The sequence below is a fragment of the Arthrobacter sp. fls2-241-R2A-200 genome, assembly GCF_030209745.1.
Lineage (GTDB): Bacteria > Actinomycetota > Actinomycetes > Actinomycetales > Micrococcaceae > Arthrobacter.
The window spans coordinates 224,302-250,128 of sequence record NZ_JARVRJ010000004.1 but is presented as its reverse complement, the minus strand read 5'-3'; the positions used below and the strand labels follow the sequence as shown (position 1 = coordinate 250,128).

19 protein-coding genes are annotated in these 25,827 nt (G+C 62.9%); 14 read left to right on the top strand and 5 right to left on the bottom strand.

Going from position 1 to position 25,827, the window contains the following annotated elements:
* Positions 1-6 precede the first annotated feature (6 nt).
* The 3 genes from QRN42_RS05430 to rsmD are packed head-to-tail and all read left to right on the top strand — an operon-like array spanning position 7 to position 3,928.
* Complete coding sequence (locus tag QRN42_RS05430; RefSeq protein WP_284978279.1) at positions 7-1,065, top strand: DAK2 domain-containing protein; 1,059 nt, start codon at positions 7-9, stop codon at positions 1,063-1,065.
* Positions 1,055-3,322: an ATP-dependent DNA helicase RecG gene (locus tag QRN42_RS05425; protein WP_284978278.1), complete on the top strand. Its 2,268-nt coding sequence runs from the start codon at positions 1,055-1,057 to the stop codon at positions 3,320-3,322. The genes QRN42_RS05430 and QRN42_RS05425 overlap by 11 nt, the downstream gene beginning before the upstream one ends.
* Before the next feature lie 39 nt (positions 3,323-3,361).
* Positions 3,362-3,928 carry a 16S rRNA (guanine(966)-N(2))-methyltransferase RsmD gene (gene rsmD, locus QRN42_RS05420; RefSeq protein WP_284978277.1) on the top strand — a complete coding sequence of 189 codons (567 nt, stop codon included), beginning with the start codon at positions 3,362-3,364 and terminating at the stop codon, positions 3,926-3,928.
* A gap of 9 nt (positions 3,929-3,937) precedes the next feature.
* Here the strand turns inward: rsmD and QRN42_RS05415 are convergent, their stop codons facing one another.
* Positions 3,938-4,732: a spermidine synthase gene (locus QRN42_RS05415; protein WP_284978276.1), complete on the bottom strand. Its 795-nt coding sequence runs from the start codon at positions 4,730-4,732 to the stop codon at positions 3,938-3,940.
* A gap of 11 nt (positions 4,733-4,743) precedes the next feature.
* The gene (locus QRN42_RS05410; RefSeq protein ID WP_284978275.1) at positions 4,744-5,967 is read right to left on the bottom strand and encodes an aminotransferase class I/II-fold pyridoxal phosphate-dependent enzyme; all 1,224 of its coding nucleotides are present in this window, start codon (positions 5,965-5,967) and stop codon (positions 4,744-4,746) included.
* A 35-nt stretch (positions 5,968-6,002) separates the two neighbouring features.
* Between QRN42_RS05410 and coaD the strand changes: the two genes are divergently transcribed.
* The 7 genes from coaD (at position 6,003) to QRN42_RS05375 (ending at position 10,956) form a co-directional block, all read left to right on the top strand.
* Positions 6,003-6,503 (top strand): pantetheine-phosphate adenylyltransferase, encoded by a 501-nt coding sequence (coaD, locus tag QRN42_RS05405; protein ID WP_284975223.1) that lies wholly within the window; start codon positions 6,003-6,005, stop codon positions 6,501-6,503.
* A gap of 149 nt (positions 6,504-6,652) precedes the next feature.
* A complete protein-coding gene (locus QRN42_RS05400) occupies positions 6,653-7,180 on the top strand; it encodes a YceD family protein (protein WP_284978274.1) in 528 nt (175 codons plus the stop codon).
* A 33-nt stretch (positions 7,181-7,213) separates the two neighbouring features.
* On the top strand, positions 7,214-7,417 hold the full coding sequence (rpmF, locus tag QRN42_RS05395; RefSeq protein ID WP_011775139.1) for a 50S ribosomal protein L32: 204 nt from the start codon (positions 7,214-7,216) through the stop codon (positions 7,415-7,417).
* A 22-nt stretch (positions 7,418-7,439) separates the two neighbouring features.
* Positions 7,440-8,159: a ribonuclease III gene (gene rnc, locus QRN42_RS05390; protein WP_284975225.1), complete on the top strand. Its 720-nt coding sequence runs from the start codon at positions 7,440-7,442 to the stop codon at positions 8,157-8,159.
* A 3-nt stretch (positions 8,160-8,162) separates the two neighbouring features.
* Positions 8,163-9,131 (top strand): bifunctional DNA-formamidopyrimidine glycosylase/DNA-(apurinic or apyrimidinic site) lyase, encoded by a 969-nt coding sequence (gene mutM, locus QRN42_RS05385; RefSeq protein ID WP_284978273.1) that lies wholly within the window; start codon positions 8,163-8,165, stop codon positions 9,129-9,131.
* Between the two features lie 69 nt (positions 9,132-9,200).
* Positions 9,201-9,899 (top strand): hypothetical protein, encoded by a 699-nt coding sequence (locus QRN42_RS05380; RefSeq protein ID WP_284978272.1) that lies wholly within the window; start codon positions 9,201-9,203, stop codon positions 9,897-9,899.
* A gap of 22 nt (positions 9,900-9,921) precedes the next feature.
* Positions 9,922-10,956 (top strand): TolB-like translocation protein, encoded by a 1,035-nt coding sequence (locus tag QRN42_RS05375; protein WP_284978271.1) that lies wholly within the window; start codon positions 9,922-9,924, stop codon positions 10,954-10,956.
* 14 nt (positions 10,957-10,970) lie between these two features.
* Here QRN42_RS05375 and QRN42_RS05370 read toward each other — a convergent pair whose 3' ends face one another.
* Positions 10,971-15,839, bottom strand: a complete 4,869-nt coding sequence (locus QRN42_RS05370) for a DUF4082 domain-containing protein (RefSeq protein ID WP_284978270.1) — start codon at positions 15,837-15,839, stop codon at positions 10,971-10,973.
* Positions 15,840-16,195: 356 nt separating this feature from the next.
* Between QRN42_RS05370 and smc the strand changes: the two genes are divergently transcribed.
* Complete coding sequence (gene smc, locus QRN42_RS05365) at positions 16,196-19,792, top strand: chromosome segregation protein SMC (protein ID WP_284978269.1); 3,597 nt, start codon at positions 16,196-16,198, stop codon at positions 19,790-19,792.
* A 20-nt stretch (positions 19,793-19,812) separates the two neighbouring features.
* On the top strand, positions 19,813-21,018 hold the full coding sequence (gene ftsY, locus QRN42_RS05360; protein ID WP_284978268.1) for a signal recognition particle-docking protein FtsY: 1,206 nt from the start codon (positions 19,813-19,815) through the stop codon (positions 21,016-21,018).
* Here the strand turns inward: ftsY and QRN42_RS05355 are convergent.
* Positions 21,015-22,262, bottom strand: a complete 1,248-nt coding sequence (locus tag QRN42_RS05355; RefSeq protein WP_284978267.1) for an MFS transporter — start codon at positions 22,260-22,262, stop codon at positions 21,015-21,017. The two genes, ftsY and QRN42_RS05355, sit on opposite strands and share 4 nt — an antisense overlap.
* Positions 22,263-22,502: 240 nt before the next feature.
* Between QRN42_RS05355 and QRN42_RS05350 the strand changes: the two genes are divergently transcribed.
* The gene (locus tag QRN42_RS05350; RefSeq protein ID WP_284978266.1) at positions 22,503-23,831 is read left to right on the top strand and encodes an ammonium transporter; all 1,329 of its coding nucleotides are present in this window, start codon (positions 22,503-22,505) and stop codon (positions 23,829-23,831) included.
* A complete protein-coding gene (locus QRN42_RS05345) occupies positions 23,828-24,166 on the top strand; it encodes a P-II family nitrogen regulator (RefSeq protein ID WP_284975234.1) in 339 nt (112 codons plus the stop codon). Before QRN42_RS05350 ends, QRN42_RS05345 begins: the two co-directional genes overlap by 4 nt.
* 133 nt (positions 24,167-24,299) lie before the next feature.
* Here QRN42_RS05345 and QRN42_RS05340 read toward each other — a convergent pair whose 3' ends face one another.
* The gene (locus QRN42_RS05340) at positions 24,300-25,820 is read right to left on the bottom strand and encodes a glucose-6-phosphate dehydrogenase (RefSeq protein WP_284978265.1); all 1,521 of its coding nucleotides are present in this window, start codon (positions 25,818-25,820) and stop codon (positions 24,300-24,302) included.
* Positions 25,821-25,827 lie beyond the last annotated feature (7 nt).

The window sequence follows — 25,827 nt, the reverse complement described above, 5'->3', positions numbered from 1 at the left end:
CACGCCATGAGACGTTGGCTCGGCAAGGCGGAAGTAGTCCTTGGCAACCACAGCGACCGTCTAAACGCGATCAACATCTTTCCCGTGGCCGACGGCGATACCGGCACCAACCTGTATCTCACCGTCCGGGCAGCCGTGGCTGCCGTCGGCGGCACCGCACCGGAGACCAGCGAAACAAGCAACGACGTCGGGGCAGTACTTTCACGTGCCGGGCAGGCAGCCATGGAGCAAGCCAGGGGCAATTCGGGGACCTTGTTAGCTGTGTTCCTCTCAGCCGCCGCTGAGCCGTTGGCCGGGAAATCGAGGCTCAGTGCGCCATTGCTGGCCGCCGCACTGAACCGTGCCCAAATCCGGGCGTGGTCGGCCCTGAGCGAGCCTGTTGCCGGGACAATGCTTTCGGTCCTTGAGGCCGCTGCGAAGGCGGCTCAGGCCACGGATGCTTCCCAAAACGGTGACGACAGCAACCATGCCCTGGGCTTGGCCCTGGACGCGGTTGTTGAAGCCGCGGTCCAGGCAGTGGTGCGCACCGAGGGCGAGCTCGCGCAACTACAGGCGGCTCGTGTAGTGGACGCCGGAGGCGTGGGCATGTTGCTGGTGCTTGACTGCCTTCGCTCGGCGGTGCTCGGCGAAGAACTGCAGGATGAGCTTCTTGAGGGACTGCACGGCTATAAACTCCAAGACCCGCACATCCACGAGCAGATGCCTGCCGACGACGGCGTGGAAGTCATGTGCACCATCGATTTGTCGCCGCTCAACGCAGCCATCCTCAGGCAACGCTTGGACGAGATGGGCGATTCCGTGATCATGAGCCAAGTCGGGGCAGCTGCGGGAAACGACGACGACGATGACGACTCGGTGGTGGAAAAGAGCTACCGCTGGCGGGTCCACGTCCACGTAGCCGATCCCGGGCCGGCCGTGGCACTGATCCGTTCGCTGGGGGACCCTACGGACATAGCCGTGAGCGAGTTGGCACTTCCCCGCGACCCCGGGCAGCTCAGTACTGGTCAGGTCAGCGCCGGTCAGGGGAGCCCCGGGCAGGAGGACCTCCCGCCGCATGAATACTGAGCTCGAGCTGCCCCTTGAACGCAGAATTGGAAAACGGTCCGCCGCCGTCATCGACAAACATCTGGGCCTGAAGACTACCGGTGCACTGCTGAACTATTTTCCCCGCCGATACCTGAGGCGCGGTGAGCTTACTCCCATCAGCAACCTTCCGTTGGATGAGGAGGTGACACTGATTGCCCGTGTCCTTTCCAACAGCACACGGCAAATGCGGGCCAGGCGAGGTTCCATCACAGACGTCGTGGTCACCGATGAGACTGCCGCGAGCGGTGTTCCCGGGCAATTGAAGGTCAGCTTTTTCAACGGATTCCGGGCAAAAGCCGAATTGATGCCCGGACGCCGTGCCATGTTCTCGGGCAAGGTCAGCCGTTACGGGGGATCCTTGGGACTGACCAACCCGGACTTCCTGTTGTTGGATGAAGACCCTGATACCGAGGGTTCCATGGACCCCGAAAAGTTGGCGGCCATCCCCATCCCGGTTTATCCGGCAACCGCCAAACTGACAAGCTGGTCCATCCACAAAGTGGTCACCGCTTTGCTTCAGACCCTTGACCTGGACGCCCTGCAGGACCCGCTTCCTCCGGCGATCGCAGGACGGGACCGCCTGGTGAGCGTAGCCGATGCCTACCGGCTGATCCATTCTCCGGAGACCGATCAGGATTGGCGGAGGGCACAGGATCGCTTCCGCTACCAGGAGGCGCTGGTCCTGCAGACAGCCTTGGCCCGGCGACGGTCCCAGTTGGCAGCCGAAGAGGCGACCGCCCGCCGTCGGGTCAGCGGGGGATTGTTGGAGAAATTCGATGGCAACCTGCCGTTCACCCTCACGGCGGGACAGTCCGCTGTCGGCAAGACCCTTTCAGAAGAGCTGGCTCGGGATACACCGATGAACCGCCTACTGCAAGGTGAAGTAGGGTCCGGCAAGACCATCGTCGCCCTCCGGGCCATGCTTCAAGTGGTGGACGCAGGTGGCCAGGCTGCGTTGCTTGCGCCCACGGAGGTCCTTGCAGCCCAGCACTACGATTCCATCCGGCGGACCTTGGGCTCCCTGGCACGCGACCAGATGTTCGGCGGCGCCGGGATGCTGGGCGGGGACTCCACCCAGCAAGCGGTCCAGGTTGCCCTGCTGACCGGCTCCATGCCCACGGCTGCCCGAAAGCAGGCCATGCTGGACGCCGCGTCCGGGAACGCTGGGATCATCATCGGAACCCACGCACTGCTCAGCGATAAGACGAGCTTTCAGGATCTTGGCCTGATCGTGGTGGATGAGCAGCACCGATTTGGCGTGGAACAACGCGACGCACTGCGGGCCAAGGCGCAGCGTCCACCGCACCTGCTGGTCATGACAGCCACCCCGATTCCCCGGACAGTGGCCATGACGGTCTTCGGAGACCTGGAGACCTCGGTGCTGGACGAGCTCCCTGCGGGGCGGGCGCCCATTTCCACGCATGTGGTGGGACTGGCGGAGAATCCGGCGTGGGCAGACCGGATCTGGAAGCGTTCCCGCGAGGAAGTTGACGCGGGCCATCAGGTCTATGTGGTGTGCCCGAAGATCGGAACGGACGACGACGGCGACTTCAGCCCCGGCGAAGCGGAACCAATTGATCCACTCGGGTCCGATGGGGCCGGGGATGATGGACCGGCGAGGGAGCTCGCGTCCGTGACCGCCGTCGTCGAGAGTTTGCTGGCCGAGCCTGCCCTGGCGGGTGTCCCTGTGGCGCCCCTGCATGGCAGGCAGGACCCGCAGTTGAAGACCGAAACCATGCAGTCATTCGCGTCCAACCGAACCAAAGTCCTGGTGTCCACCACGGTCATCGAAGTGGGTGTGGATGTCCACAATGCCACGTTGATGGTGATCTTGGATGCTGATCGTTTCGGCATCTCCCAGCTCCATCAGCTCCGTGGCCGCGTGGGGCGTGGCGGGCTGCCGGGAACCTGCCTGTTGGTGACGACCTTGGAGCCGGGCCATCCGAGCCGCCGGAGGCTGGAAGCAGTGGCGTCCACCACGGATGGCTTTGAGTTGAGCCAAGAGGACCTGAAGCTTCGCCGGGAGGGTGACATCCTGGGTGCCTCGCAGTCCGGGGGACGTTCCACCCTGAAATTGCTGCGCGTTTTGGAACACGAAGATATCATCGCCCGTGCCCGCGCGGACGCCCAGGCGTTGGTGGCCGAGGACCCCACTCTGCAAAACCAGCCGGCCCTTGCCGCGGCAATCGACGAGTACTTGAATCCCGAAAAGGAGGCGTTCCTTGAACGCGGATAGGCCCATGGCAGGATCGATCACCGGGAACGGATCACACCGATGAGCCGTGTAATTGCCGGCGTGGCCGGTGGCAATCCGTTGATCAGCGTGCCGGGCACGGCCACACGGCCCACCACGGACCGTGTCAAGGAGGCCCTGTTCTCCCGGTTGGAATCCTTGGCTGTTATCGATGACGCGCGGGTGCTTGACCTCTACGCAGGCTCCGGTTCCCTGGGTGTTGAGAGCGCCAGCCGGGGCGCCCGCAGTGTGGAACTGGTGGAGTTCGACGCCAAGGCCAGCGATGTCTGCCAACGCAATGCCCATATGGTGAACCAAATCCTGGGCGCCCGGCGGGTCTCCGTCCACCGATCCAAAGTGGAATCATTCCTTGACCGTGCGGGGTTGGAGGGCAGTTGGGGCCTGGTTTTCCTCGATCCGCCGTATCCGTTGGACGAGCTGGCGCTTAGCTCGGTGCTGGCCAAGTTGGCGCCGCACTTGGACGAAGATGCCGTGGTGGTCGTGGAGAGAAGCTCACGTAGCCCGGAACCTACCTGGCCGGAGGGCCTGGAATTGTTCGCGGAGAAGAAGTATGGCGAAACGAAGCTGTGGTTCGCCGAACCGTCCTGAATGAGCTCCCTAACGAGGTGAAGGCCGGCCCGTAATCCGGTCCAAGTCCACACCGTTGAGCACGCTCGCCGGATGAGGTCCCTTCGCCAGGAGTTCGGCGGTCCATTCTTGGGGCCACGGCCCCAGTGTGCCCACCAGGATGATGTTGCCCGGATATTTTCCGGCGAACATCCCTGTCTCGGCGAACGCTGCAACGTCCGGCATGGCCTCGCGCAGGGCGGCTACCTGGCTCCGTACAAGCGATAGGGCTGGTTCGTCGCCCACATTCACGATCAGCACGCCGCTTGGATTCAGGCGTGCCGCGGCCTCCTCGTAAAAACCCCTGCAGGCTATATGTGGCGGCGCCTCAGGTCCGGAGAAGATATCGAGAATCACGACGTCGAACCGCGCCTCCGCGGGCAGGTCACTCAGCGCTGCCCGGGCGTCTCCGATGTACTGGTGCAGTGTTGTGCCTGACGGCATGGGCAGTCTTTGGAGTACAAAGTCGAGGAGTTCGCGTTCAAGTTCAACTGCGTATTGCTCCGAGCCCGGCCGCGTAGCTTGGATGTAGCGGGCGAGGGTCAGGGCACCGGCTCCCAGGTGCAGGGCTGTCACCGGCACTGAGGGCGCCGCAGCCAGGTCAACTACATGGCCGATCCTGCGCAGGTATTCGTAGAAGATTTCCGAGGGGTGGGCGATGTTGACGTGGGACTGCTCTGCCCCGCCAATGCTGAGGATGTAGCTGCCTTCAACCAAGGAATCGGCGCTGATGGTGGCGTGTTGGCCGGTGGTCCGGAGGAATCGGCTGCCCTCGTGGGGGTCCATGCCGGTGCCGCTCAGAGCCGGTCCTTGAGCTTTGCTAAGCGTCCGGCTGCTTCTTCCAGGACTTCGGTTTTCTTGCAGAAGGCGAATCTCAACAGGCTCCGTGTTCGTTTGGCTCCTTCGGCATGGCAAAAGACTGGCACCGGGATGGCAGCCACGCCGACCAGCCCGGGGAGGCGCCGCGCCAGGTCCACTGAGTCCTCGATTCCCAAGGGAGCGGTATCAACATTAATGAAGTACGTGCCGCTGGGGAGGTAGACATCGAATCCGGCGGCCCGCAGTCCGGCGGCAAGGATGTCGCGTTTGTTCCGCAAAGAGGCCGCGATACCGGCATAGAACTCATCCGGAAGTGCCAGGCCCAAGGCAATGGCGGATTGGAAAGGCGTCCCGGAGCTGTAGGTCAGGAATTGCTTGACTGTGCGGACTGCTGCGACCAGGTGCTCCGGCCCGGTAAGCCACCCGATCTTCCATCCGGTGAAGGAGAACGTTTTTCCCGCCGAGGAAATGGTCAGGGTACGTTCGGCGGCTCCGGGCAGGGAGGCGATTGGTATGTGGCGGGCATCAAACGTGAGGTGTTCGTAGACCTCGTCGCTGATGATGAGCGCGCCGTGCGCAGCGGCGAGAGCCACGATCCTTTCGAGCACCTGCCGGGGGAACACGGCACCGGTGGGGTTATGCGGGTTGTTCAAGAGAACTATCTTGGTGCGGCTGCTGAAGACGTCGGCCAAGACCTCGGGGTCCGGGAGGAAATCCGGGGCCAGCAGGGGCGCGGTCACGTGTGTTGCTCCGGACATGGCAATGATGGCGCCGTACGAGTCGTAGAAGGGCTCGAAAGTAAGCACCTCATCGCCGGGTTGGACAAAGGCCAGAAGTGCAGCAGCGATTGCCTCGGTGGCGCCCGTGGTGACCAGCACTTCGGTTTCGGGATTAACTGCCAGCCCGTAGAACCTCTCTTGGTGGGCGGACACGGCCTCGCGGAGCACGGCGATACCTTTACCGGGCGCGTACTGGTTTGCTCCCGAAGCTATGGCGGCCTGTGCTGCAGCCTTGATCTCAGCGGGGCCGTCCTCATCCGGAAATCCCTGGCCCAAGTTGATGGCACCTGTGGAGGTGGCCAAGGTGGTCATTTCCTCGAAAATGGTGACTCCCAACTGGCCGTCGGGGGACAGGAGGTTTGCGCCAAGGGCGGCTCGCTGCCAGGGTTCGCTGTTACTGCCTCGGGATGCCATGTCAGTCATGGTATCCCGGTGTTTCCATGGGGTAGGTTCGATTCATGAGACGCGCGGTATGCCCAGGATCCTTCGACCCCATTCACAACGGACACCTTGAAGTTATTGCCAGGGCGGCCGGGTTGTTTGACGAGGTCATAGTGGCCGTGTCCACCAACTACGCAAAGAAGTATCGGTTCAGCCTCGAGGACCGCATGGAGATGGCACGGGAAACCTTGGCCTCGTTGCGGGGCATCATCGTGGAACCGATGGGGGAAGGACTCCTTGCCGAGTACTGCCGGCACCGTGGAATCTCTGCCATCGTCAAAGGCCTGCGCTCATCCTCGGACTTCGATTACGAGTTGCCGATGGCCACCATGAATCGGCAGTTGGCCGGCGTCGAAACGGTTTTCCTGCCAGCTGAAGCCCACTACCTGCATCTGTCATCCACTTTGATCAAAGAGGTCAATGTGCTGGGAGGGGACATCTCCGATTTCGTCCCCAAATCAGTGCTGAAGAGGTTGCTGGCGAGCGAGCCTGCGAAGGAACCGCCGCGTAAAGGGTAGGCTTGTTCGGTACCTCGTTCATTAGTGCATCTAACAGTGCCTTTTGGCCGCCCGGAGTCAGTTTGAGTCCTCAAGCGTGATCAGGCTAAGATGGTACGTCGGTCATATGTTCTACAGGAGTTCTCATTAAGCGAGATGCAAGTTCGCCCTTGGCGTTGGTAGTCAAGGACCTTGGACGCAGTCCAGGGACCATGCGGACACTCAACGAACATGTACCTGCGCCAAGTGACCTTGGTGTGGCGCTCATTGGCGTAAAGGAAGGCTCGGACATCGAGCTCGATCTTCGTCTTGAGGCCGTACACGAAGGAATTCTGGTATCTGGAATCGTCGTCGTCGAAGTAACCGGCGAATGCGGTCGATGCCTGGATCCCCTTGCGTATGACCTTGAGGTCAATGTGCAAGAACTTTTCTTCTATGAAGGTCTTGAACTTTCAGGTGAAGAAGACGATGAAGAGCAACGTCGAGTCGAGTACGATCTGATCGATCTTGAACCGGTGTTGCGGGACGCAGTGGTTACCATGCTGCCGTTCCAGCCGGTGTGCCGGGAAGACTGCCAGGGCCTTTGTTCCGAATGCGGAGCACGCCTGGAAGACGAGCCGGGGCACCACCACGAGGTCATTGACCCTCGCTGGGCTGCCCTAGCTGATCTGGCTAAGACTGACCGGCAAACCGATTAGTAAGTGTTCGTCTAAGAGAGAAATGAGATAGCCGTGGCTGTTCCCAAGCGGAAAATGTCTCGCGCAAATACACGCGCCCGCCGTGCCCAGTGGAAGGCAACTGCCCCCAACTTGGTCAAGACCATCGAAAACGGACAGGTTACCTACAGCCTGCCCCACCAGGCAAAGGTCGTCACCGACTCCGCCGGCACCGCGCTGTTCCTTGAATACAAGGGCCGCAAGGTCGCAGACGCCTAATCTGCCGCATAGGCTGATAAGGATGTCTTCAACTGAAGAGCTTCTGAAGCGTCTCGGTGTCTCCATTGACACCGAGACGCTTCGTCTTGCCCTGACGCACCGCTCGTATGCGTACGAGAACGGCGGGATCCCCACGAATGAGAGACTCGAGTTCCTCGGCGACTCCATCTTGGGGTTTTCCGTCACTGACTCGCTCTACCGTGATAACCCGGACCTTCCCGAGGGTGAGCTGGCCAAGCGGCGTTCCGCCGTCGTCAGCACCCGCGCCCTGGCTGGAATCGGCCGGGAGATCGGCGTCGGCGAGTTCATTTACCTTGGGCAAGGCGAGAAGCTGACCAATGGCAAGAACAAGGCCTCCATCTTGGCGGACACCATGGAAGCCCTGATCGGGGCAACCTACCTGTCCAATGACATGGAGACGGCCCGCAAGTTGGTAATGCGCTTGGTCGGACCCCTGTTGAAGGACGCTGGTGCCTTGGGCGCGGGGACGGATTGGAAGACGAGCATCCAGGAGCTTGCCGCCAGCAGGCAATTGGGTGCGATCCACTACGCGGTGGAAGGTTCCGGCCCGGACCATGCCCGGACTTTCGAGGCTGTGCTGAACATTGGCGGCGTTCCCTACGGCCGTGGTGGAGGCCATTCCAAGAAAGAGGCAGAGCAGGAGGCCGCCGCGGATGCTTGGCGAGCACTCTCCGTGCCGTCCGAAGCATTGGATCAGGCCCCGGCCGGACCCACCTCCTGAGCCATGCCGGAGCTTCCTGAAGTAGAGGTGGTGCGCCGCGGGTTGGCCCGCTGGGTCCGCGGCCGCACCATCACCGGCGTCGAAGTCCTGGACGTTCGTTCCATCCGGCGCCATCTGCTGGGTACTCAGGACTTCATCGGTAACTTGGAGCAGGCCACAGTGCTGGACGTGGTCAGGCGCGGCAAGTTCCTCTGGATGCCGTTGGCAATGGAGAGCGCAGACGGCATCGGCACCACCAGTGAAGACCGGCTCCCCAGGGTAGCCCTCATGGCCCACCTTGGAATGAGCGGGCAGCTCCTCATGCAGGATCCTGACGTCCCGGATGAGAAACACCTCAAAGTCCGGCTGCGGCTCAGTCCCTCAGAGGGAATGCCGGAGCAGTTGCGGTTCGTGGACCAACGCATTTTCGGTGGCCTGTTCATCGCAACCTTGGTTCCGACCCTGGACGACGGCCCAGGCGGCTTGGGAGAAACTCCACTGCCGGAGATCGCCGCCGAAGCCGCGCACATCGCGCGCGATCCCTTGGATCCGTACTTCTCCTTCGAAGCGTTCTACCGGAAGATCAAGAGCCGGAAAACAGGCCTCAAGCGGGCCTTACTGGATCAATCGGTCATTTCGGGCATCGGAAACATCTATGCCGACGAAGCACTGTGGCGCGCCCGCATGCATTACGCCCGTGCTACCGATACTTTGCGTCGCGCGGATGCCCATCGGCTCGTGGAATCGGTGAAAGAAGTCATGGACGCGGCCCTGGCGGCGGGAGGGACGAGCTTCGACTCGCTCTACGTCAACGTCAACGGTGACTCCGGCTACTTTTCCCGTTCACTGAACGCCTATGGAAGGGCCGGCGAGTTGTGTCCCCGCTGCGAATCGCTGGGACTGCGAAGCACCATCAAGCGGGAACAGTTCATGAACCGGTCTTCCTACACCTGCCCGGCGTGCCAACCCCGGCCGCGGAATGGTCGTTGGTAGGGCGAAAACTGTTCCCCAATTCGGGCAGCGATGGCAGACTGTCCCCATGCGGAGCTTGACGGAGAGGCCATGACGGCGAGGCGGCTTGTCCTCGCGGGGATTTGCCTCGCGCTCGTGATAGTCGCCGCGGCCTTGGTACTGGACCAAATGGGCCGCTCCACACCGGTTTCTGCTCCTACCAGCCCCGGAGCTTCAGGAGCTCCCGCCAAGCAAGGGAACGCCAGTAACACGGCGTCGGGGAGCACCGCTGGTGGGAACAACCCGGGGAGCACGGGTAGCACCGCCAATCCGGGGAGCACCGCCAATCCGGGCAGCACTGCCAACCCCGCCAAGCCCTTGGAGGTGCTTCCACCTGTTGCGGCAAGTCCCACTGGCTTGCCCGCGCCGTCCGCGCCCGCCCCCCTTATCACCGGGGCCCTACCGCCAGCGGCGAAGGCAACCGGAACAGTGGTCGCAGGGTGGCCGGACGGGGTTTTGGCCCTTCCCGCCGGGACTACCATCGGCTCTACTTCGGTGTCCGGGTCCGGCACCGTTCTGCAGCTCGCCGCAGACGGAGTCCTTTCCGCATCCCAGGCGAATGTTTTGGACTCGTTCCGCCAATCGTTGGCCGCCCACGGCTTCTGGTCCGAAGATGCACCGGCCACGAACGGATCGCTGGCGGCTCGATTTGTCCGGGGCGCAGATGTGGTCACAGTGTCGGTGTCCACCACCGGAACCGGTGATTCACGGTTCGAGCTTCTGGGTAGCCTGCACACGGCGGCGGGTTAGGGGAACGCATGAACGGGGTGGCGTGAGGGGAAACGGGACACCAAGCGGCGGGAAGCTGCGATGGGGCATTCTCCTTGTGGTCACCGCATTGGCTCTGGTGGGTGCGGGCGCCTATGGAGTTGGTGCCTACCAGCGATTTGAAGAAAGCCGAACAGCAACATCATCGGGCGGCGCCACCACCGCACAGCACCTTCCTAACGTGCCGTTCGTGTTGTTCCGGAACACCGCCTCTGGCGCAGGATACGGTGACGCGGCAACCGTTCCCTTGTCAAATCCGGGCGGCGCCCGTGACTTGAGCGGTCAGTCCTGCGATCGGGTGTACGGAACCAGGACCAGTGTTGTGTGCCTCAGGACGGACCGGGGGGTACAGACATCGTTTCAAGCGGTCACCTTCAATGGCCAGTGGGAGCAACAGCGCTCGTGGCCGCTCCCTGGAATTCCCAGCCGGACGCGGATCAGCCCGGATGGATCCATGGTTGCGACGACGGTTTTCGTCACGGGCCATTCGTATGGATCCACCGGCTTCTCCACCACAACCGAGATCACGGTCCCGTCCGGAAGCACAGGAAACCTTGAAGATTTTGCGCTCCTCGTCAACGGCTCACGGCTCCAACCCGAGGACAGGAACATCTGGGGTGTGACGTTCGTGCCTGGCCAGGCTGACACTTTCTACGCCACGGCTGCATCCGAGGGCCGCATCTGGCTGGTTCGGGGCAGCCTGTCCGGAAGGACCCTCACGGCCGTCCACGACAACGTGGAGTGCCCCTCGATCTCACCTGACGGCACCCGTATCGCGTATAAGAAGAACGTTGGCGGGAGCCAAACCCCGCACTGGAATGTCGCGGTGCTGGAGTTGGCTACGGGAAAAGAAACCGTACTTTCCGAGAAACACAGCGTGGACGACCAAATCGAGTGGCTCGACAACCAGAACCTTCTCTACGGCTTGCCCGACGCGACCAACGAGGGCGACAGCAACATTTGGAAGCTGGGGACGGATCCAACGTCCCAGCCGAGCGAATTCATCGCCCACGCCTGGTCGCCCGCCGTCGTTCGCTAGCCGGAGAGCCTGGGTTAGTGTGTCGGCGTCGGCGAGGCAGTATCCGTGGGCGAGGCGCTGGGCGCAGCAGTGTCGGTGGGGGATGGGGAGGCCGACGCCGGTGCTGACGCCGGTGCGGACGGAGACGCGAGCGGCTGGGCCTGCGCCTGGCTGGTTGTCGAGTAGACCACATCCACGAAGTAGTTGGTCGCGTTCCAGGAATTCGCGGGCACCACGCCGCCGGAGCCGTACTGGTACAGGCCATTATTTGGCCCGCTTGCCGTGAATACTCCGCTCGTCCAGGTCTGGTTGAAGAAGGCCGAGGTGTAGGCGTAGTTCCCGTTCGGCGCCAGATAGGAGACCACGTATGTCTGTCCAGTAGCCAGGGCAACGGGAGCGGACAGGGTGGCAGTTTGCCATCCGGTGGCCGTCTCATTGGTGAAGGTCACCTGTGCCAGCCGTGTCCCGGAGGAGTCCCAGAGCGATCCGACGTGTGTTCCTGTGTTCCCCGTGCCCTTGTAGAAGCGGATCCCCGTGACGTTGCCGGCCTGGGAAACGCTAAAGGCTGTGCCGAGCTCCACGGAGCTTCCATCGGCGGCTGATGCCACCTGTGGCGCAGTAGATCCGAAGATTGTCGACAGTTGCGCCGAGGCGTCGGCCGTGGTGAATTGCCAGGTGGTGGCCGGGAAGCTTTGGCCTTGGGCGGACACCACGTTCGACACGTTTGCTGTCACTACGGTGCTGTTGGGGAGTGCCGCCGTCGGAGTGAAGGTCACCGTCTTGTGGTCAGCTGACAGTGCCGCGGTCCCCGCAACCTGGGCGCCGTTCGCCGTGAGGGTGAACGAAGCGCCACTGTTGATGGCCGACGAGAAAGTCAGGGATGGAGCGACGTCGGTGGGTATGCCAGTGGCGCCCGGCGCAGGTACCTGGCTTGTAATTGCCAACGGGGGAGTGGTTACCGCGAAGAGCAGATCAACCATGTAGTTGGCGCTGGAGGAAGCACTGGGGAAGTCACTGTTGTAGGCGAAAGCCCCTGAATCCGAGGCTGTGCGCAGCGGTCCGCTGGTCAAGCCGGAGCCGAATCCACCGGCGGTGTAGGAGTAACTACCTGTGGGTGACTTGTACGCCACCACATATTCCGTGTTGGCGGTGATGGATACCGGCTGGCTGAACATGGCTGTCTGCCACCCTGAGCTGGACTCATTGGCGAAGGTGACAGTTGCCAGCAGTTGGCCGGATGTGGTGTACAGCGAGCCTGTGTGCGTGCCCGTGTTCCCTGCTGCCTTGTAGAACCGGACACCGGTGACTTGGCCTGCCGTGTCGCTGGCGAACCGGACTCCCAAGGACAGCGGGATACCGTCGGTGGCGTCCGGCGTCGAAGGCGTTACGGTGTCCTGGAACAGCGTGCAAGGACACGTTCCCGGAGTCCTGGGCGCGGGAACCGTGGTGAACGCCCAGGTGCCGCCGCTGGACATCGGCTGTCCTGACACAGCGGTGGCGGTCACCGTGGCCGTGTAGGAAGTCCCGGCGGCCAACGGGGCTGATGGTGTGAACGTGACTTTCCGGGCCGTCTGGTCATAGCTGGTGGTCCCGGCTACCGAAGCGCCGTTAGTGACCTTGAGGTCCAGGGAAACGCTTGACGCTACCGCAGCCTCTGAGAGTACTGCGCTGACGGCCGTATCCAGCGGGACGCTCGATGAGCTGGGAAGCGGTGCCTGCGATCCAACGGTGAATGGTGGATTGGGAACGGTGACGATGACGTCCACCAGATAGCTCGCGGTCGAATGTGAGGCGGGGAAGGTGCCGCTGTAGGTGTAGGCACCCGCGTCCGAGGCAGCCCGCAGCGGGCCAACGCTCATGCCCGACCCGAATCCATTGCTCGTGGCCGAGTAGGTACCCGTGAGTGACTTGTAAGCGACGATGTAGTCAGTATTTGCGGCCATCTGCACGGGCTGGCTGAACATGGCAGTCTGCCAACCGGAGGAGCTCTCATTGGTGAAAGTCACAGTGGCCAACTGCTGGCCCGCGGCGGTGTAGAGGGCTCCATTATGGACGTCCGTGTTGCCCGTGGACTTGTAGAACCGCATACCGGTTATCTGACCGGCAGAGACACTGGAGAACCGCACGCCCAAAGTCAGTGGAACTCCCTCCCGCAATTCGGCGATGCCAGGTGTCACGGAATCGTCAAAAAGGCTGCATGGGCACGCGCCCGGAACCGGAAGCGTCGCCGCCGTCGTAAAGGACCATGTACCGCCGGAGGTCACAGGGCCGCCGATCGCATCGGTGCCGCTCAACGTCGCGGTGAACTGCGTGCTGAAAGCAAGATCGTTCGACGGCGTGAACGTCGCCCGCCGCGTAGTGGGGTCGTAAGCCGTTGTTCCGGCCACAGGTCCGGATGCGGACTGCAGGCTCAGCTGGACACTGGAGGCTGTGACCGGCTTGGAGAACACGGCGCTCACCGTCGTCTTGACGGAAACGCTCGACGACGACGGGAACGGGGTTTGACTCGTGGCTGTCATGGGCGTGGTGTCCACCGTGCTGAAGATAGCGTCGGCGAAGTAGTTGGCGCCATTGAAGCTGGACGTGGGGAACCCGGCAGAGGTGTTGTAAACACCCGCTGGCTCAGCCCCGAAACCGCCAGCCACGGTCAGCGGGGTATCGCTGGATCCGAAAATGGCCCACTGGTAGTCCTTACTTGCGTAGTGCCCGTTGGGCGCCCAATAGGACACGGTATATTTCTGGCCGGTTGAGACCGGGACTGCCTGGCTGAACAGCGCTGATTGCCAGCCCGAAGCCGTCTCATTGGTGAAGGTCACCTGGGCCAAGCGCTCGCCGGTGGAGCTCCACAACGAGCCGATGTGCGTTCCAGTGTTGGCCGCGCTCTTGTAAAAGCGGACACCGGTAATGAAGCCGTCCGCTGCGGCGGTGAAGCGCAAGCCCATCTCATAGGCGCCGCCGTCGCCGGAATCGGCGAGTGCTGGAACCGTTTGTCCGAAGACGCTGTAGGGGCCGTTCACGGTCAGGTTCACTGTTGAGGCCGTTCCGATGTTGGCACTGTCGTCAATGGCCCGGACCATGATGGTTGCTGTGGATATGCCCTTCTGTATGTAGGTGTAGCTCCACGTTTGGCGGCCCTGGGCGGGGTGCCACGTTTTTCCGCCGTCGGTTGAGGCCTCGACCCCGGCAACCATGCCGCCGACGTCGGCTGCCGTGCCCGTGACTGTGACGCTACTGCCTTGTGCCAAAGTCGAAGGGTTGGCCGGAGCGTTGATGGTCACTGTTGGTGCGGTCTTATCGCTGCTGGCTGTCGCGGCGACGAGGCCAGCGGCCAGGGTAGCTGGTTGTGCCCCCATGTCTGCCAGGAGATTGACCTGGGCTTGGCGCATTCGGGGATCGCCCGGGGCGCCGTTGCCGTCATGGTCCTGGTCCAGTCCCCACGTCCATTGAACGCTTCCAGCGGAGAAGACCAAGGCGCCGCTAGCGGCTTTGTAGAGGGTGGTGTGGTGGGTCGTGTTGCCCGGAGCCACTGTGTTGCCAAAGTCCTGTAGGTATTCGGGAACGCTGCCCACCGTGGTGGATAGGTCAATCAATCCGGCAGGGCGGAAGCCGTTGTCCAGGTCCTCGTCAGATTCGTAGCCGACAGTGTGGGGGGCCAGGGCCGCGGTGGTGCCGGCGGCAAGCGTGGTCAGGGAGGTGTTGCGCCAGAGCCGGTTCTTGCCCTCGTCGGAAGAGACGGTGACGGCCAGGTCCGAGTGGTTGGACATGTACAGCGTGCCCGTCACTGCATTCTCGGGGAGTCCTGCGCCATTCGCTTGGGAGGCGAAGCGGGGATCACGCCACGTGCCTGTCCACGTCGTGCTGGGATCGATCTTGGCATTGGCCCACGTTTCTTTGTAACAGGTCAAGGTACGGTTTGCTGTTCCGTCCACGGAGGATGGTTCAAACCGGGTGTGCCAGTACATCTCATTGCCGGAAAGGAACTGCAGGTTCACTCCGGCGTCACGGGCTGCCGTGACATTGGCCCGTTGCGGTCCTGACCAGTATTCATCGTGGCCCACGGACAGGTACACCTTGTGGTTGAGCAACTCCGCACCATTGCGGTCGGCATCGAGCCCGCTGATGTAGCTGACGTCGTAGCCGTTTTGCTCGAGGAAACGCACCATCGGGTACTCATTGGAGAAATAGAAATCCCTGCCTCCGACCCCGTCCCTCGTGGTAACGGGACGGTTGTAGCTGGCCTTGTAGGAGCGCCCGTTTGCTGCGCCCTGGTAGAAGTCCGAGCCGCCGTAGGTGTTGTAGGCCTGCCACGATTCGTCTGCGGTTTGGAAAACCACAGCTGAGTGGTTGCCGTCGTTGCGCACGATGAAGGTGATGTGGCTCTTTGCACCGGTATCCGGACGGGTGAGAAGCGCGATGTAGACCCCGGAGACCGCGGTGGCGGGAACCTGCCAGGTGGCAGATACTGCCCACGTGCCACAGTCGTAGAGTTCGGTGGTGACATCGGTGCGGCATGCCGGTTGCCTCTGGCGCAGGACCGTGGGCGTGACATCCGCTATTTTGCGGGCGCCGTTTCCGCCGTACCACCCGGTGCGGTAGATACCGATGGTGTACGTTGCCGCGGTGGTATCGATCTTGAAGTCGAGGGGTTGGCCTGCGTTAACGCTGATGTCCGTGGAGAAGCCTTGGATGGTGTCGTCCCCGGCGCCGTTGATGTCCCATTCCGACGCCGGATTGCCCGGCTTGGAGTTCTCGCACGCAATGGGATTTACCACCGGAGCGCACGGCCCCGCTGCCAAGGCCGGGGGTGCTGTGAGGGGCAGCATGGCAATGACCGTGGCGATCACCGCGGGCATAAGGAAGCCCTTGATGATTGGCCGGGGTCGGACAGCTGAAGAACCGTGCATCAGAACTCCTGGGGTGGTACGCCAATTGCGAATACGGGTCCGCGTTTTTGACGCACGGTCCCTGCTTGCCGCTCCCCAGCCAGGGTCAAACCAAGATCTTCAGTTATGGAACCAAGGGCACTTTTCCTGGTTTGTCGTTCCGAAGATCTGGACCGTATCCGGCGAGGGACCGACTGTCATTTCGAAGCCGACGCCGGATTACCGGAACGCATCCGCCAAGTAACCCTTGGCAGGAGTGTAGGTGGGGCGCCCTCCCAGCCGCAAGACCTTCCGGCAACGGATCCGCGGTTATCACCCAAACAGCAGTAGATTTAGGGGATACACACACCCGGGCCAGCCAGGAGATCCGAAGCGCCTTGCATTTGAAAAGTTTGACCGTCCGCGGATTCAAGTCCTTTGCGTCGGCTACGACGTTCGACTTTGAACCCGGCGTCACAGCGGTGGTGGGTCCCAACGGCTCGGGCAAATCCAACGTCGTGGATGCCCTTGCCTGGGTCATGGGGGAGCAGGGTGCCAAGACCTTGCGCGGCGGCAAGATGGAAGACGTCATTTTCGCCGGCACATCCGGCAGGCCGCCCCTGGGCCGGGCGCATGTCTCCTTGACCATCGACAACGCCGATAACGCACTGCCCATCGAGTACAGCGAAGTCACGATCGCCCGGACCCTGTTCCGCACAGGCGGCTCCGAATACGCCATCAACGGTGCACCCTGCAGGCTCTTGGACATCCAGGAGCTCCTCTCCGATTCGGGCTTGGGCCGGGAAATGCACGTCATCGTCGGACAGGGCCAGCTTGATCGCGTATTGCACGCCACCCCCGAAGACCGCCGCGGATTCATCGAAGAAGCGGCCGGAATCCTCAAACATCGCCGCCGCAAGGAAAAGACGGTCCGCAAGCTCGAAGCCATGCAGGCCAACTTGGCCCGGCTCGGGGACCTCACCGCGGAAATCCGGCGCCAACTGACGCCCTTGGGCAAGCAGGCGGAGATCGCCAGGCGCGCGCAAACGGTTCAGTTCGATGTCAGGGACGCCCGCGCCCGTCTCCTCGCCGACGACCTGGTTCAGTTGCGAACCACCTTGGAACGGGACGTTGCCGATGAAACGGCGCTCAAGGAACGCCGCGGGGTCGTTGAAGAGCAACTCGCCGTGGGCCGGCACAGGCAAGCTGCCCTGGAGCTTCGGGCTGCGGAGGCAACGCCACGCCTTAACGCCGCCCGGGACCACTGGTACCAGCTCTCAGCAGCAAGGGAACGGCTCCGATCGCTGGGATCCCTGGCGACAGAACGCCGTCGTCTCTTGGGCTCCTCCGATTCCGCGCCGGATCCAGGGAGGGACCCGGAACAGCTCGAACACCAGGCAGCGCGGGTCCGCGCAGAACAAGCCGCACTTGAGCTGGACATCCAAACCAAGCAGGCAGCACTTCTTGAAGCAACCGTGGCCAAGGACGCAGCCGAAGCGCTCGCCGCGGCCGAAGACAAACGGCTCACAGCAATGTTGCGGGCCGCTGCTGATCGCCGGGAGGGCCTGGCCAGGCTTGCCGGTCAGGTTGCCGCAGCCAGGTCCCGCGCGGAGGCGGCGGAGGCTGAACTCGGACGTTTACGGGAATCGCTCACGCAAGGCGACCAACGCCGTCGTAAGGCCCAGAGCGAATTCACGGCCCTCGAGTCGCAAGTGGCCGGGGCAGAGGATGGCGAAGAGGGCTTGGACGCGGAGTACGAGGACGCCAATGCGGCCCTCGACGCGGTGCTCGCCGAAATCGAGGAACTCAAAGCAGCCGAACGGGACGCAGTCCGTGAGCGCGATGCCCTCGCTGCGCGGCGGGATGCACTGGAACTTGGAATGAGCCGCAAGGACGGTTCCCAGCACCTGCTGTCCGCCGGCAGCCGAGCGATCCTCGGGGCGCTCGCAGGGCAAGTAGCGATTGAACCGGGGTACGAGGCGGCCATAGCGGCCGCGCTTGGCAGCGCATCGGATGCTTTGATGGTGGCGGACCTGGACGGCGCTGTTGCAGCCCTGAGGATCTTGAAAGACGACGACGCCGGACGCGCGGCGCTGCTGCTCGCCAGCAATCCGAATCCCGAAGTCCGGGAACAAGGGAGCGCCCTGCAAGCGAGCCCGCTTCCTGCCGGGTGCCGGTGGGCCGCCGACGTCGTCACCATTGCGGATCCGGCCGCTCACGGTGCGCTGGAGCTCCTTGCCCGGACGGTCGTCGTCGAGGACGTGGCCGTGGCTGCTGAGGTGGTGCGCGAGCAGCCGCACCTCATCGCTGCCACGCGCGAAGGGGATATCTTCACCGCTTTGACGGTCACCGGAGGTTCGGCAACCGCGCCTTCCTTGCTGGAGATCCAGGCGGCAATGGACGACGCCGCTGCCCGCCTTCAAGAGGTCACGGCACGTCTGGAACGGGGTCGTTTCGCCTTGGCAGGTGCGCAGTCGCGCCGCGCCGAAGCGCAGGAGCGGGCTGATGCGGCGCTGGAACGGCTGCACGAATCCGACGCCCGCCTCGCTGCCGTTGCTGAACGCCTGGGCCACCTGAACTCGGTCCTTCGCAGCGCCGTTGGCGAAAGTGAGAGGCTTGCTGCTTCCATGGCCAAGGCCGAGGAGAACATTGCTACGGCCCAACTGGACCTGGAAGTCGCAGCCGAGCGCCTGGCTGCGGCCCAGGAAGCCCCGGAGGAGGAGCCGTCCACCGATCAGCGCGACGAGCTCGCAGCGCAGGCACGGGTTGCGCGCTCCCGGGAAACAGAAGCCCGCCTGACTCTTCGTACCGCCGAAGAGCAAGTAAGCGCCTTGGTGAATCGGGCCACATCCCTTGAACGGGCCGCAGCCACCGAACGCCGTGCCCGTGAAGAAGCGGCGAGGCGGGCCCAGCGACGCCGGGCCCAAGCCCAACGCGCAGCTGCGGTGGCAGCCGCGGTGGAGCGGACGCTCCTTTTCGCGGACATTTCCTTGGCAGAGGCCGGACGTGAACGCGACCTCGCCGAGGAACGGCGCGAACTGGTGGACAAGGAGCTGACCGAGGTTCGGGCGGGAAACGAGGCCTTGGCCAGTGAGCTTGCCCGGTTGACCGATTCGGTGCACCGGGATGAGATGGCCCGGACCCAACAGCGCCTGCGCATCGAGGCCTTGGAAAGCAGATCCATCGAAGAATTGGGGCTTTCCGCCGAGCAACTCGTCGCCGATTACGGTCCTGACCTGCCCGTGCCTGCACTGCCGGTTTCGACCCCCGACAAATGGGCGGAACTCCGGGTCTCCGTCGATGAGCACGGCGAAGCAGTGGCGGAGGGAGTTCCGTTCGTGCGGGCGGAACAGGAGAAACGCCTGAAGAAAGCTGAACGGGAATTGGCTGCCTTGGGGAAAGTCAATCCATTGGCCTTGGAGGAGTTCGCGGCCCTTGAGGAAAGACATCAGTTCCTCAGCTCCCAGCTCGAAGATCTCAAAGCGAGCCGAAAGGACTTGCTGGACATCATCAAAGAGGTCGACAACCGCGTCGAACAGGTTTTCAGGGAGGCATTTGCCGATACGGCGGCACAGTTCGACCACGTTTTCGCCAGGCTTTTCCCGGGTGGAGAAGGACGGCTGGTGCTCACGGACCCCGATGACATGCTGACCACCGGCATCGAGGTTGAGGCCAGGCCCGCAGGGAAAAAGATCAAGAGGCTTTCACTCCTGTCAGGGGGTGAGCGTTCCCTGACAGCCGTGGCTTTGCTGGTGGCAATCTTCAAGGCCCGCCCGTCGCCCTTCTACGTCATGGACGAGGTTGAAGCCGCGCTGGATGACACCAACCTTGGCAGGCTGATCACCATCTTCGAAGAACTCCGTGAATCCAGCCAGTTGATCGTCATTACCCACCAGAAACGGACCATGGAAGTCGCTGACGCGCTGTACGGGGTGACCATGCGGGGCGACGGCGTGTCCACCGTGATCAGCCAAAGGCTCGGTGCCGGCGCATAGCTTTATGAGAGGGTAGTGGGGTGAACGATTTCCTACCCATAATTCTGTCCATTGTCGCTGCGCTCGTGGTGGTCGGCGGACTCGTGCCGGTCCTGGTGAAGGCCCGGAAGTCCGGGGCCACGTACTCCGGAACGCGTGATTCCAACGATCCCGTCCAGTCGTCGGCAGCAGGCGGCGGAACCCTTGTGGAGGACCGCCCCGATTCGGTGACCGCCCCCGCTCCCACCTTCGATGGCGCCACCGAGGGCGTCGACGTTCCCGATGACGCCGCCGGCTTGGAGACCATACCCAGGGATACTCCGGCACCAGTGGATGGCAGGCTCACCCGCCTCCGTGCCCGGCTGGTCAAGTCCAACAACATCCTGGGCAAAGGCCTCCTGGCCCTCCTGTCCGGTGACAAGATCGACGAGAACGTCTGGGACGAGGTGGAGGAGACCCTCCTGATGGCCGACCTCGGCACCGAGCCCACCATGGAACTTGTGGACGCGCTGCGTGAAAGGGTCAAGGTCCTCGGCACCCGCAGCCCCGAACATGTCAAGGCGATGCTGCGCGAAGAGCTGGTCAAGCTCGTGGATCCGGACATGGACCGCTCCCTTAACGTGACCCGCAAGGCCGACCGTCCCGCCGTCGTGCTTGTTGTTGGAGTTAACGGCGTTGGCAAGACCACCACGGTGGGCAAGCTCGCGCGCGTCCTCGTAGCCGAAGACAAAGATGTGTTGCTTGGTGCCGCCGATACTTTCCGTGCAGCCGCTGCCGAGCAGTTGGCTACCTGGGGCCAGCGCGTGGGCGTCCCGACCGTGAAGTCCGACGTCGACGGCGCCGACCCTGCCTCTGTGGCTTACGAGGCCGTCAAGGCGGGCATCGACCAGGAAGTGGACGTAGTGATGGTCGATACCGCGGGGCGCCTGCAGAACAAGACCGGCCTGATGGATGAGCTCGGCAAGGTCAAACGCGTCATCGAGAAGCTGGCCGAGGTGGACGAAGTCCTGCTGGTCCTCGATGCGACCACAGGACAAAACGGCCTCAACCAGGCACGTGTGTTCGCTGAAGTGGTCAACATCACCGGAATCGTGCTGACCAAGCTCGACGGCACGGCAAAGGGCGGGATCGTGGTGGCCATCCAGAAATCACTGGGTGTCCCCGTGAAACTCATTGGCTTGGGCGAAGGCCCGGATGACCTCGCCCCCTTCGACGCAGAAAGCTTCGTGGACGCGCTGCTGAACTAACCCAACGAACCCGTTGTGGATTGAGGTTGCGGGTTCCTCAGCGGTTCACGGGCCATCAGCCAGGCGGCAGCCGTCAGGACCAGCACTCCGCCGGTGATGCCGAACGCCCACCCGTAGCCGAAGCGATCGGCAAGGAGCCCGGCCACTACGGGGCCGATGATGGCGCCGGTGTCAGAAGCCATTTGGAAGACGGCCAGCACCTTCCCTCCGGAGCGGCCACGGCCAATGACATCGGCGACCGCGGCCTGCTGGGCCGGTCCGAGAAGGCCCGAGCCGAAGCCTGCCACGGCCGAAGCCGCAAGGAAGGCTGGTACGCCGGACGTCAACCCGATGACTCCGGTTGCCAGCCCGGTCACAAGCAGGCCGGGGATCAGGAGGGGCTTGCGTCCCCAGGCATCGGCAAGACGTCCGGAAAAGGTCAAGGACAGGGCGTTGCCCACGGCAAAGACGGCCAACGCCCAGGCCGCGGTTCCGGGACCGGATCGCAGTGCGGCAGCGGCGAACAACGGGATGGTGGCCATGCGAACGCCAAAGGTCACCCAGCCGTTGCCAAAGCTGGAGAACACCGCCGCGCGGTAGGCCGAGTCCGCCAGCGCCTCCTTCAGGTTCATCGCCGGTGCAGCGGGCCCTTCCCGGGAGATATTTCCTTCTCCGCTAAGGCTCGTGCGTACCACCAGGGCCGCCACCAACAATGCACCGGCATATGCGAGGAAGGGAACGCGGAGCCCGAACCCGGCCAGGAGGCCCCCCACCACGGGACCGAGCACGCTGCCGATCAGGAACGAAGAGGCGTAGGCACCTGAGACCTGCCCCCGCCGTTCGGGCGGGGCAAGCTTGATGAGCAGGCCCATGGCGGCAACAGTGAACATCACCGAACCAGCCCCGCCCAGGCCGCGGAAGATCAGTAGTTGCCAATAGTTTTGGGCGAACGCGCAGGCAGCGGTGGACGCTGCCACGATCAGCAGACCGGACACGTAGACGTTCCGCTCGCCAAAGCGGCCGATAAGGGCGCCACCCGCCGGGGCGAAAATGAGCCGCATGAACGCAAAGATGCTGACGATGACGGCGGCAGCCGTGGCGCCGACGTCGAACGTCGTGGCGAACTGCGGCAGGACCGGAGCGACAAGTCCGAATCCCAAGGCGATGAGGAACGCGGCGACGAGCATCACCTTGATGTCCCGGGGTAGCCGGACTTTTGTAGTCCGGGCCCCTTCAGCCATGCGGGATTCGGGACTGGTGGTCATCGCGGTGTGGTCCTTTGGCTGGCTCGGAAGGTATGGACGGGACTGAAGGTGTGGACGGGACTGACGAAACATATCCGTAACACGTGTGATATGCACCATTTACGTTGGAGAAGTTCTTGTAACAGCCCTGCAATCTAAAACCTTCGCAGGTGAAACACTGCGCAACCAAACTCTTCTGTAGAACGCAAATGCGTTGGGACAGGCGGCTTAGCCCGCATCTTAAGCAGAGAGGACGCAGACATGGACTTTACCGCCGGTCTCGTTTGGCTCCTGGTCGCTTCAGCATTCGTGCTGTTCATGACCCCGGGCCTGGCATTCTTCTATGGTGGCATGACCCGCGCCAAAGCCGCCTTGAACATGATGATGATGAGCTTCATCGCCATCGGCACAGTGACCCTCGTGTGGGTGCTGTGGGGTGCCTCAATGTCCACCAGCAACACGGACAATTTCTTCCAGATTTTCGCGAACCCGTTCAGCCACTTTGGCTTGCACAACTTCACGGACCCGGCTGACCTCCTCCACGTTGGATACGCTGCCACGTTCGCGATCATCACAGTTGCCCTGATCTCCGGTGCGATCGCCGACCGTGCCAAGTTCTCGGCGTGGACCTTGTTCACCCTCATCTGGGCGACTCTGGTCTACGCACCCATGGCCTACATGGTGTGGGGCGGCGGGCTCTTCTCCAAGGATGGCTGGTTCGGCCAGACTTTCGCGCCGGTCATCGACTTTGCCGGTGGAACCGTGGTTCACATCAACGCCGGTGTTGCCGGCCTGATCCTGGTCCTGATCATTGGCAACCGCAAAGGCTTTGGCCGCGACCCCAACCACCGCCCCCACAACGTTCCGCTGGTCATGCTCGGTGCAGCGATTCTCTGGTTCGGTTGGTTCGGCTTCAACGCCGGGGCAGCAGCAAACGTTCAGCAGGCAGGCCTCATCTGGATCAACACGCTTGCGGCACCCGCAGCGGCGATGCTCGGTTGGTTGATCGTTGAACGAATCCGTGACGGACACCCCACCTCGCTCGGAGCCGCCTCCGGTGTTGTTGCCGGTCTTGTGGCCATCACTCCGGCTTGCGCGAACCTGTCCCCGCTCGGTGCCATCGCCCTCGGTGTGGCAGCAGGCGTTGCCTCAGCCCTGGCCGTCGGACTGAAATTCAAGCTTGGTTATGACGACTCGCTCGACGTGGTCGGAGTCCACCTGGTGTCAGGTGTCATCGGAACAGTCGCCATCGGTTTCCTTGCAACACCCACCCAGGGTCCCGCAGGAGTGTTCTACGGCGGTGGAACCACCCAGTTGGTGGCACAGTGCCTTGCAGCCCTCTGCTCCATCATCTTCACCGGAGTGATGACGTTCATCATTGCCTACCCGATCCACAAGCTCATGGGCTTCCGTATCAGCGAACGTCAGGAAATCGCCGGTGCAGACCTTAGCCTGCACGCAGAAACGGCCTACGAGTTCGGCGTCGGTGGCCACGGCGGGAGCTTCCAACCCCTCCACGACCTCATCACCGGCAAGGTGACGGCCGATGCCGAAGCACCCGTCTCAGGCAAGGAGAGTGTCCAAGCATGAAACTCATCACGGCGATCGTACGCCCCGAGAAGTTGGACGCCATTCGGGAAGGCTTGGAGGCCTACGGCGTGCAGGGACTGACGGTCAGCGCGGCCAGCGGCTATGGCCGGCAGCGTGGGTACACCGAGGTGTACCGCGGTGCTGAGTACAGCGTGGACCTCCTGCCCAAGATCCGAGTAGAAGTGCTGGCAACCGATGAGCAGGCTGACGATATCCTCGACGTCTTGATTGCGAGCTCCAACACTGGCCGTGCCGGCGACGGCAAGGTCTGGACCGTGGACGTGCATGAGGCCATCAGGGTTCGCACGGGCGAGCGCGGGGCGGCAGCCATTTGAGTTCTGCAGCCATTTGAGTTCGGCATTCCGCTAAATCCAAGCGGACGTAGAAATGACAACGGACCGGGTACCGATCAAGGTACCCGGTCCGCTGTGCGTTCCGGCGACGACGTCCGCCGGGTTTCCGACGAGGTCAGTCAGCCACCGAGGTGGCCCAATCAGCGGGACCGGCACTGCCGGCGTCGTACTCTTCCAAGGGGACCGTGCCCCGCTCCCAGGCCCGGAGGACAGGTTCGATGATCCGCCAGCAGTCCTCGGCGGTATCGCCACGGACGGACAGCAGGGGATCGCCCGCCAAGATGCCCTCCAAGACTTCTCCGTAGGGCAGTAGTTCGCTGGCGTTCAGCTCAGCGATGAGGTTTGCGCGATCCAGGCTAAAGACGTCGCCGGGGCCGTTGACGTCGACGTCGAGCTCAAGGACGTCCGGGCCGAACCCGATCCGGAGCTGGTTGGGGGAGTCCACACCGGTGAAGCCGTTGGGGAGGTGGGGGACCGGGCGGAAAGTGATGACGGCTTCCTTCCGTTTGGGGCCGATGGCCTTGCCGGAGCGAAGAATGAAGGGGACACCCTTCCAACGCCAGTTATCGATGTCCACTTGGACCTCGGCGAGGGTTTCGGTGTTCCTTTTCGGATCCACCCCGGCTTCGGCGGTGTAATCGGGGACCGTCCGGCCGGCGAGCTTGCCTGCTGTGTACCTGGCCCTGTGCGTGGAGCGGGCGTAGGGGGCCTTGATGCTGCTGGCCCGCAGGACGGTGGCGACGGCGTCGCGCAAGTCTTGGGCGTTGATGCTTGCCGGGGCGTCGATGGCCAGAAATGCCATGATGTGGAGCAAGTGGCTCTGGATCATGTCCCGGAGCGCACCGGCGCCGTCGTAATACCGGGCGCGGCCTTCCAACGCCAAGTCCTCGTCGAACACGATCTCTACCTTTTCGATGTGTTCCCGGTTCCACACCGGCTCAAGGAACCTATTGGCAAAACGCAGTCCCAGGATGTTTAGCACGGTGGCTTTGCCCAGGAAGTGATCCACGCGATGGATATGGTCCTCGGGAACCAGCGCTGCCAGGGTCTTGTTCAGCTGATGCGCTGACTCCGTTCCGGACCCGAACGGTTTCTCCATCACCAGCCGCGTGCCCGCGGGCAACTGATCCCGATGCAGGACCTCGCACGCTTTCTGGCTGATGTGGGGTGGCAACGCGAAGTACACCGCCACCGGTCCTTCCAGCTGTGCAAGGAGCTCTGCCAACGGACCATCGGCAGTGACATCGACTTGGTGGTAATCGGTGGATTTCACAATGCCGGCAAGGGCCTTCCGCCCCGAACCATCCGCGGCATCGGACGCTTGCTTGAACGCGTCCGTGACCCTTTCCTTCCACTGATCCGTGGTCCACGCGTCCGATCCGGCACCGACCAGTTGAAGTCCTGGCGCCCGTCCGCTGGCCAGGAGCCCCGCAAGTCCGGGCAGAAGGAGCCTGCCTGTCAGGTCCCCGGACGCACCGAGGATGAGCAAAGTTTTAATGCTTGTTTTGTCGGTCACCTTGCCAGCATGCCATCTTGCAGGTCCGGCTTGGTACCCTAGATAGTCGAGTCCCGTAGTTGAGACATATTTGTTGGGGCAAGAATCGTCAAGACTATGGCGTGCCGCATTGGCCGCCATTCGTAGA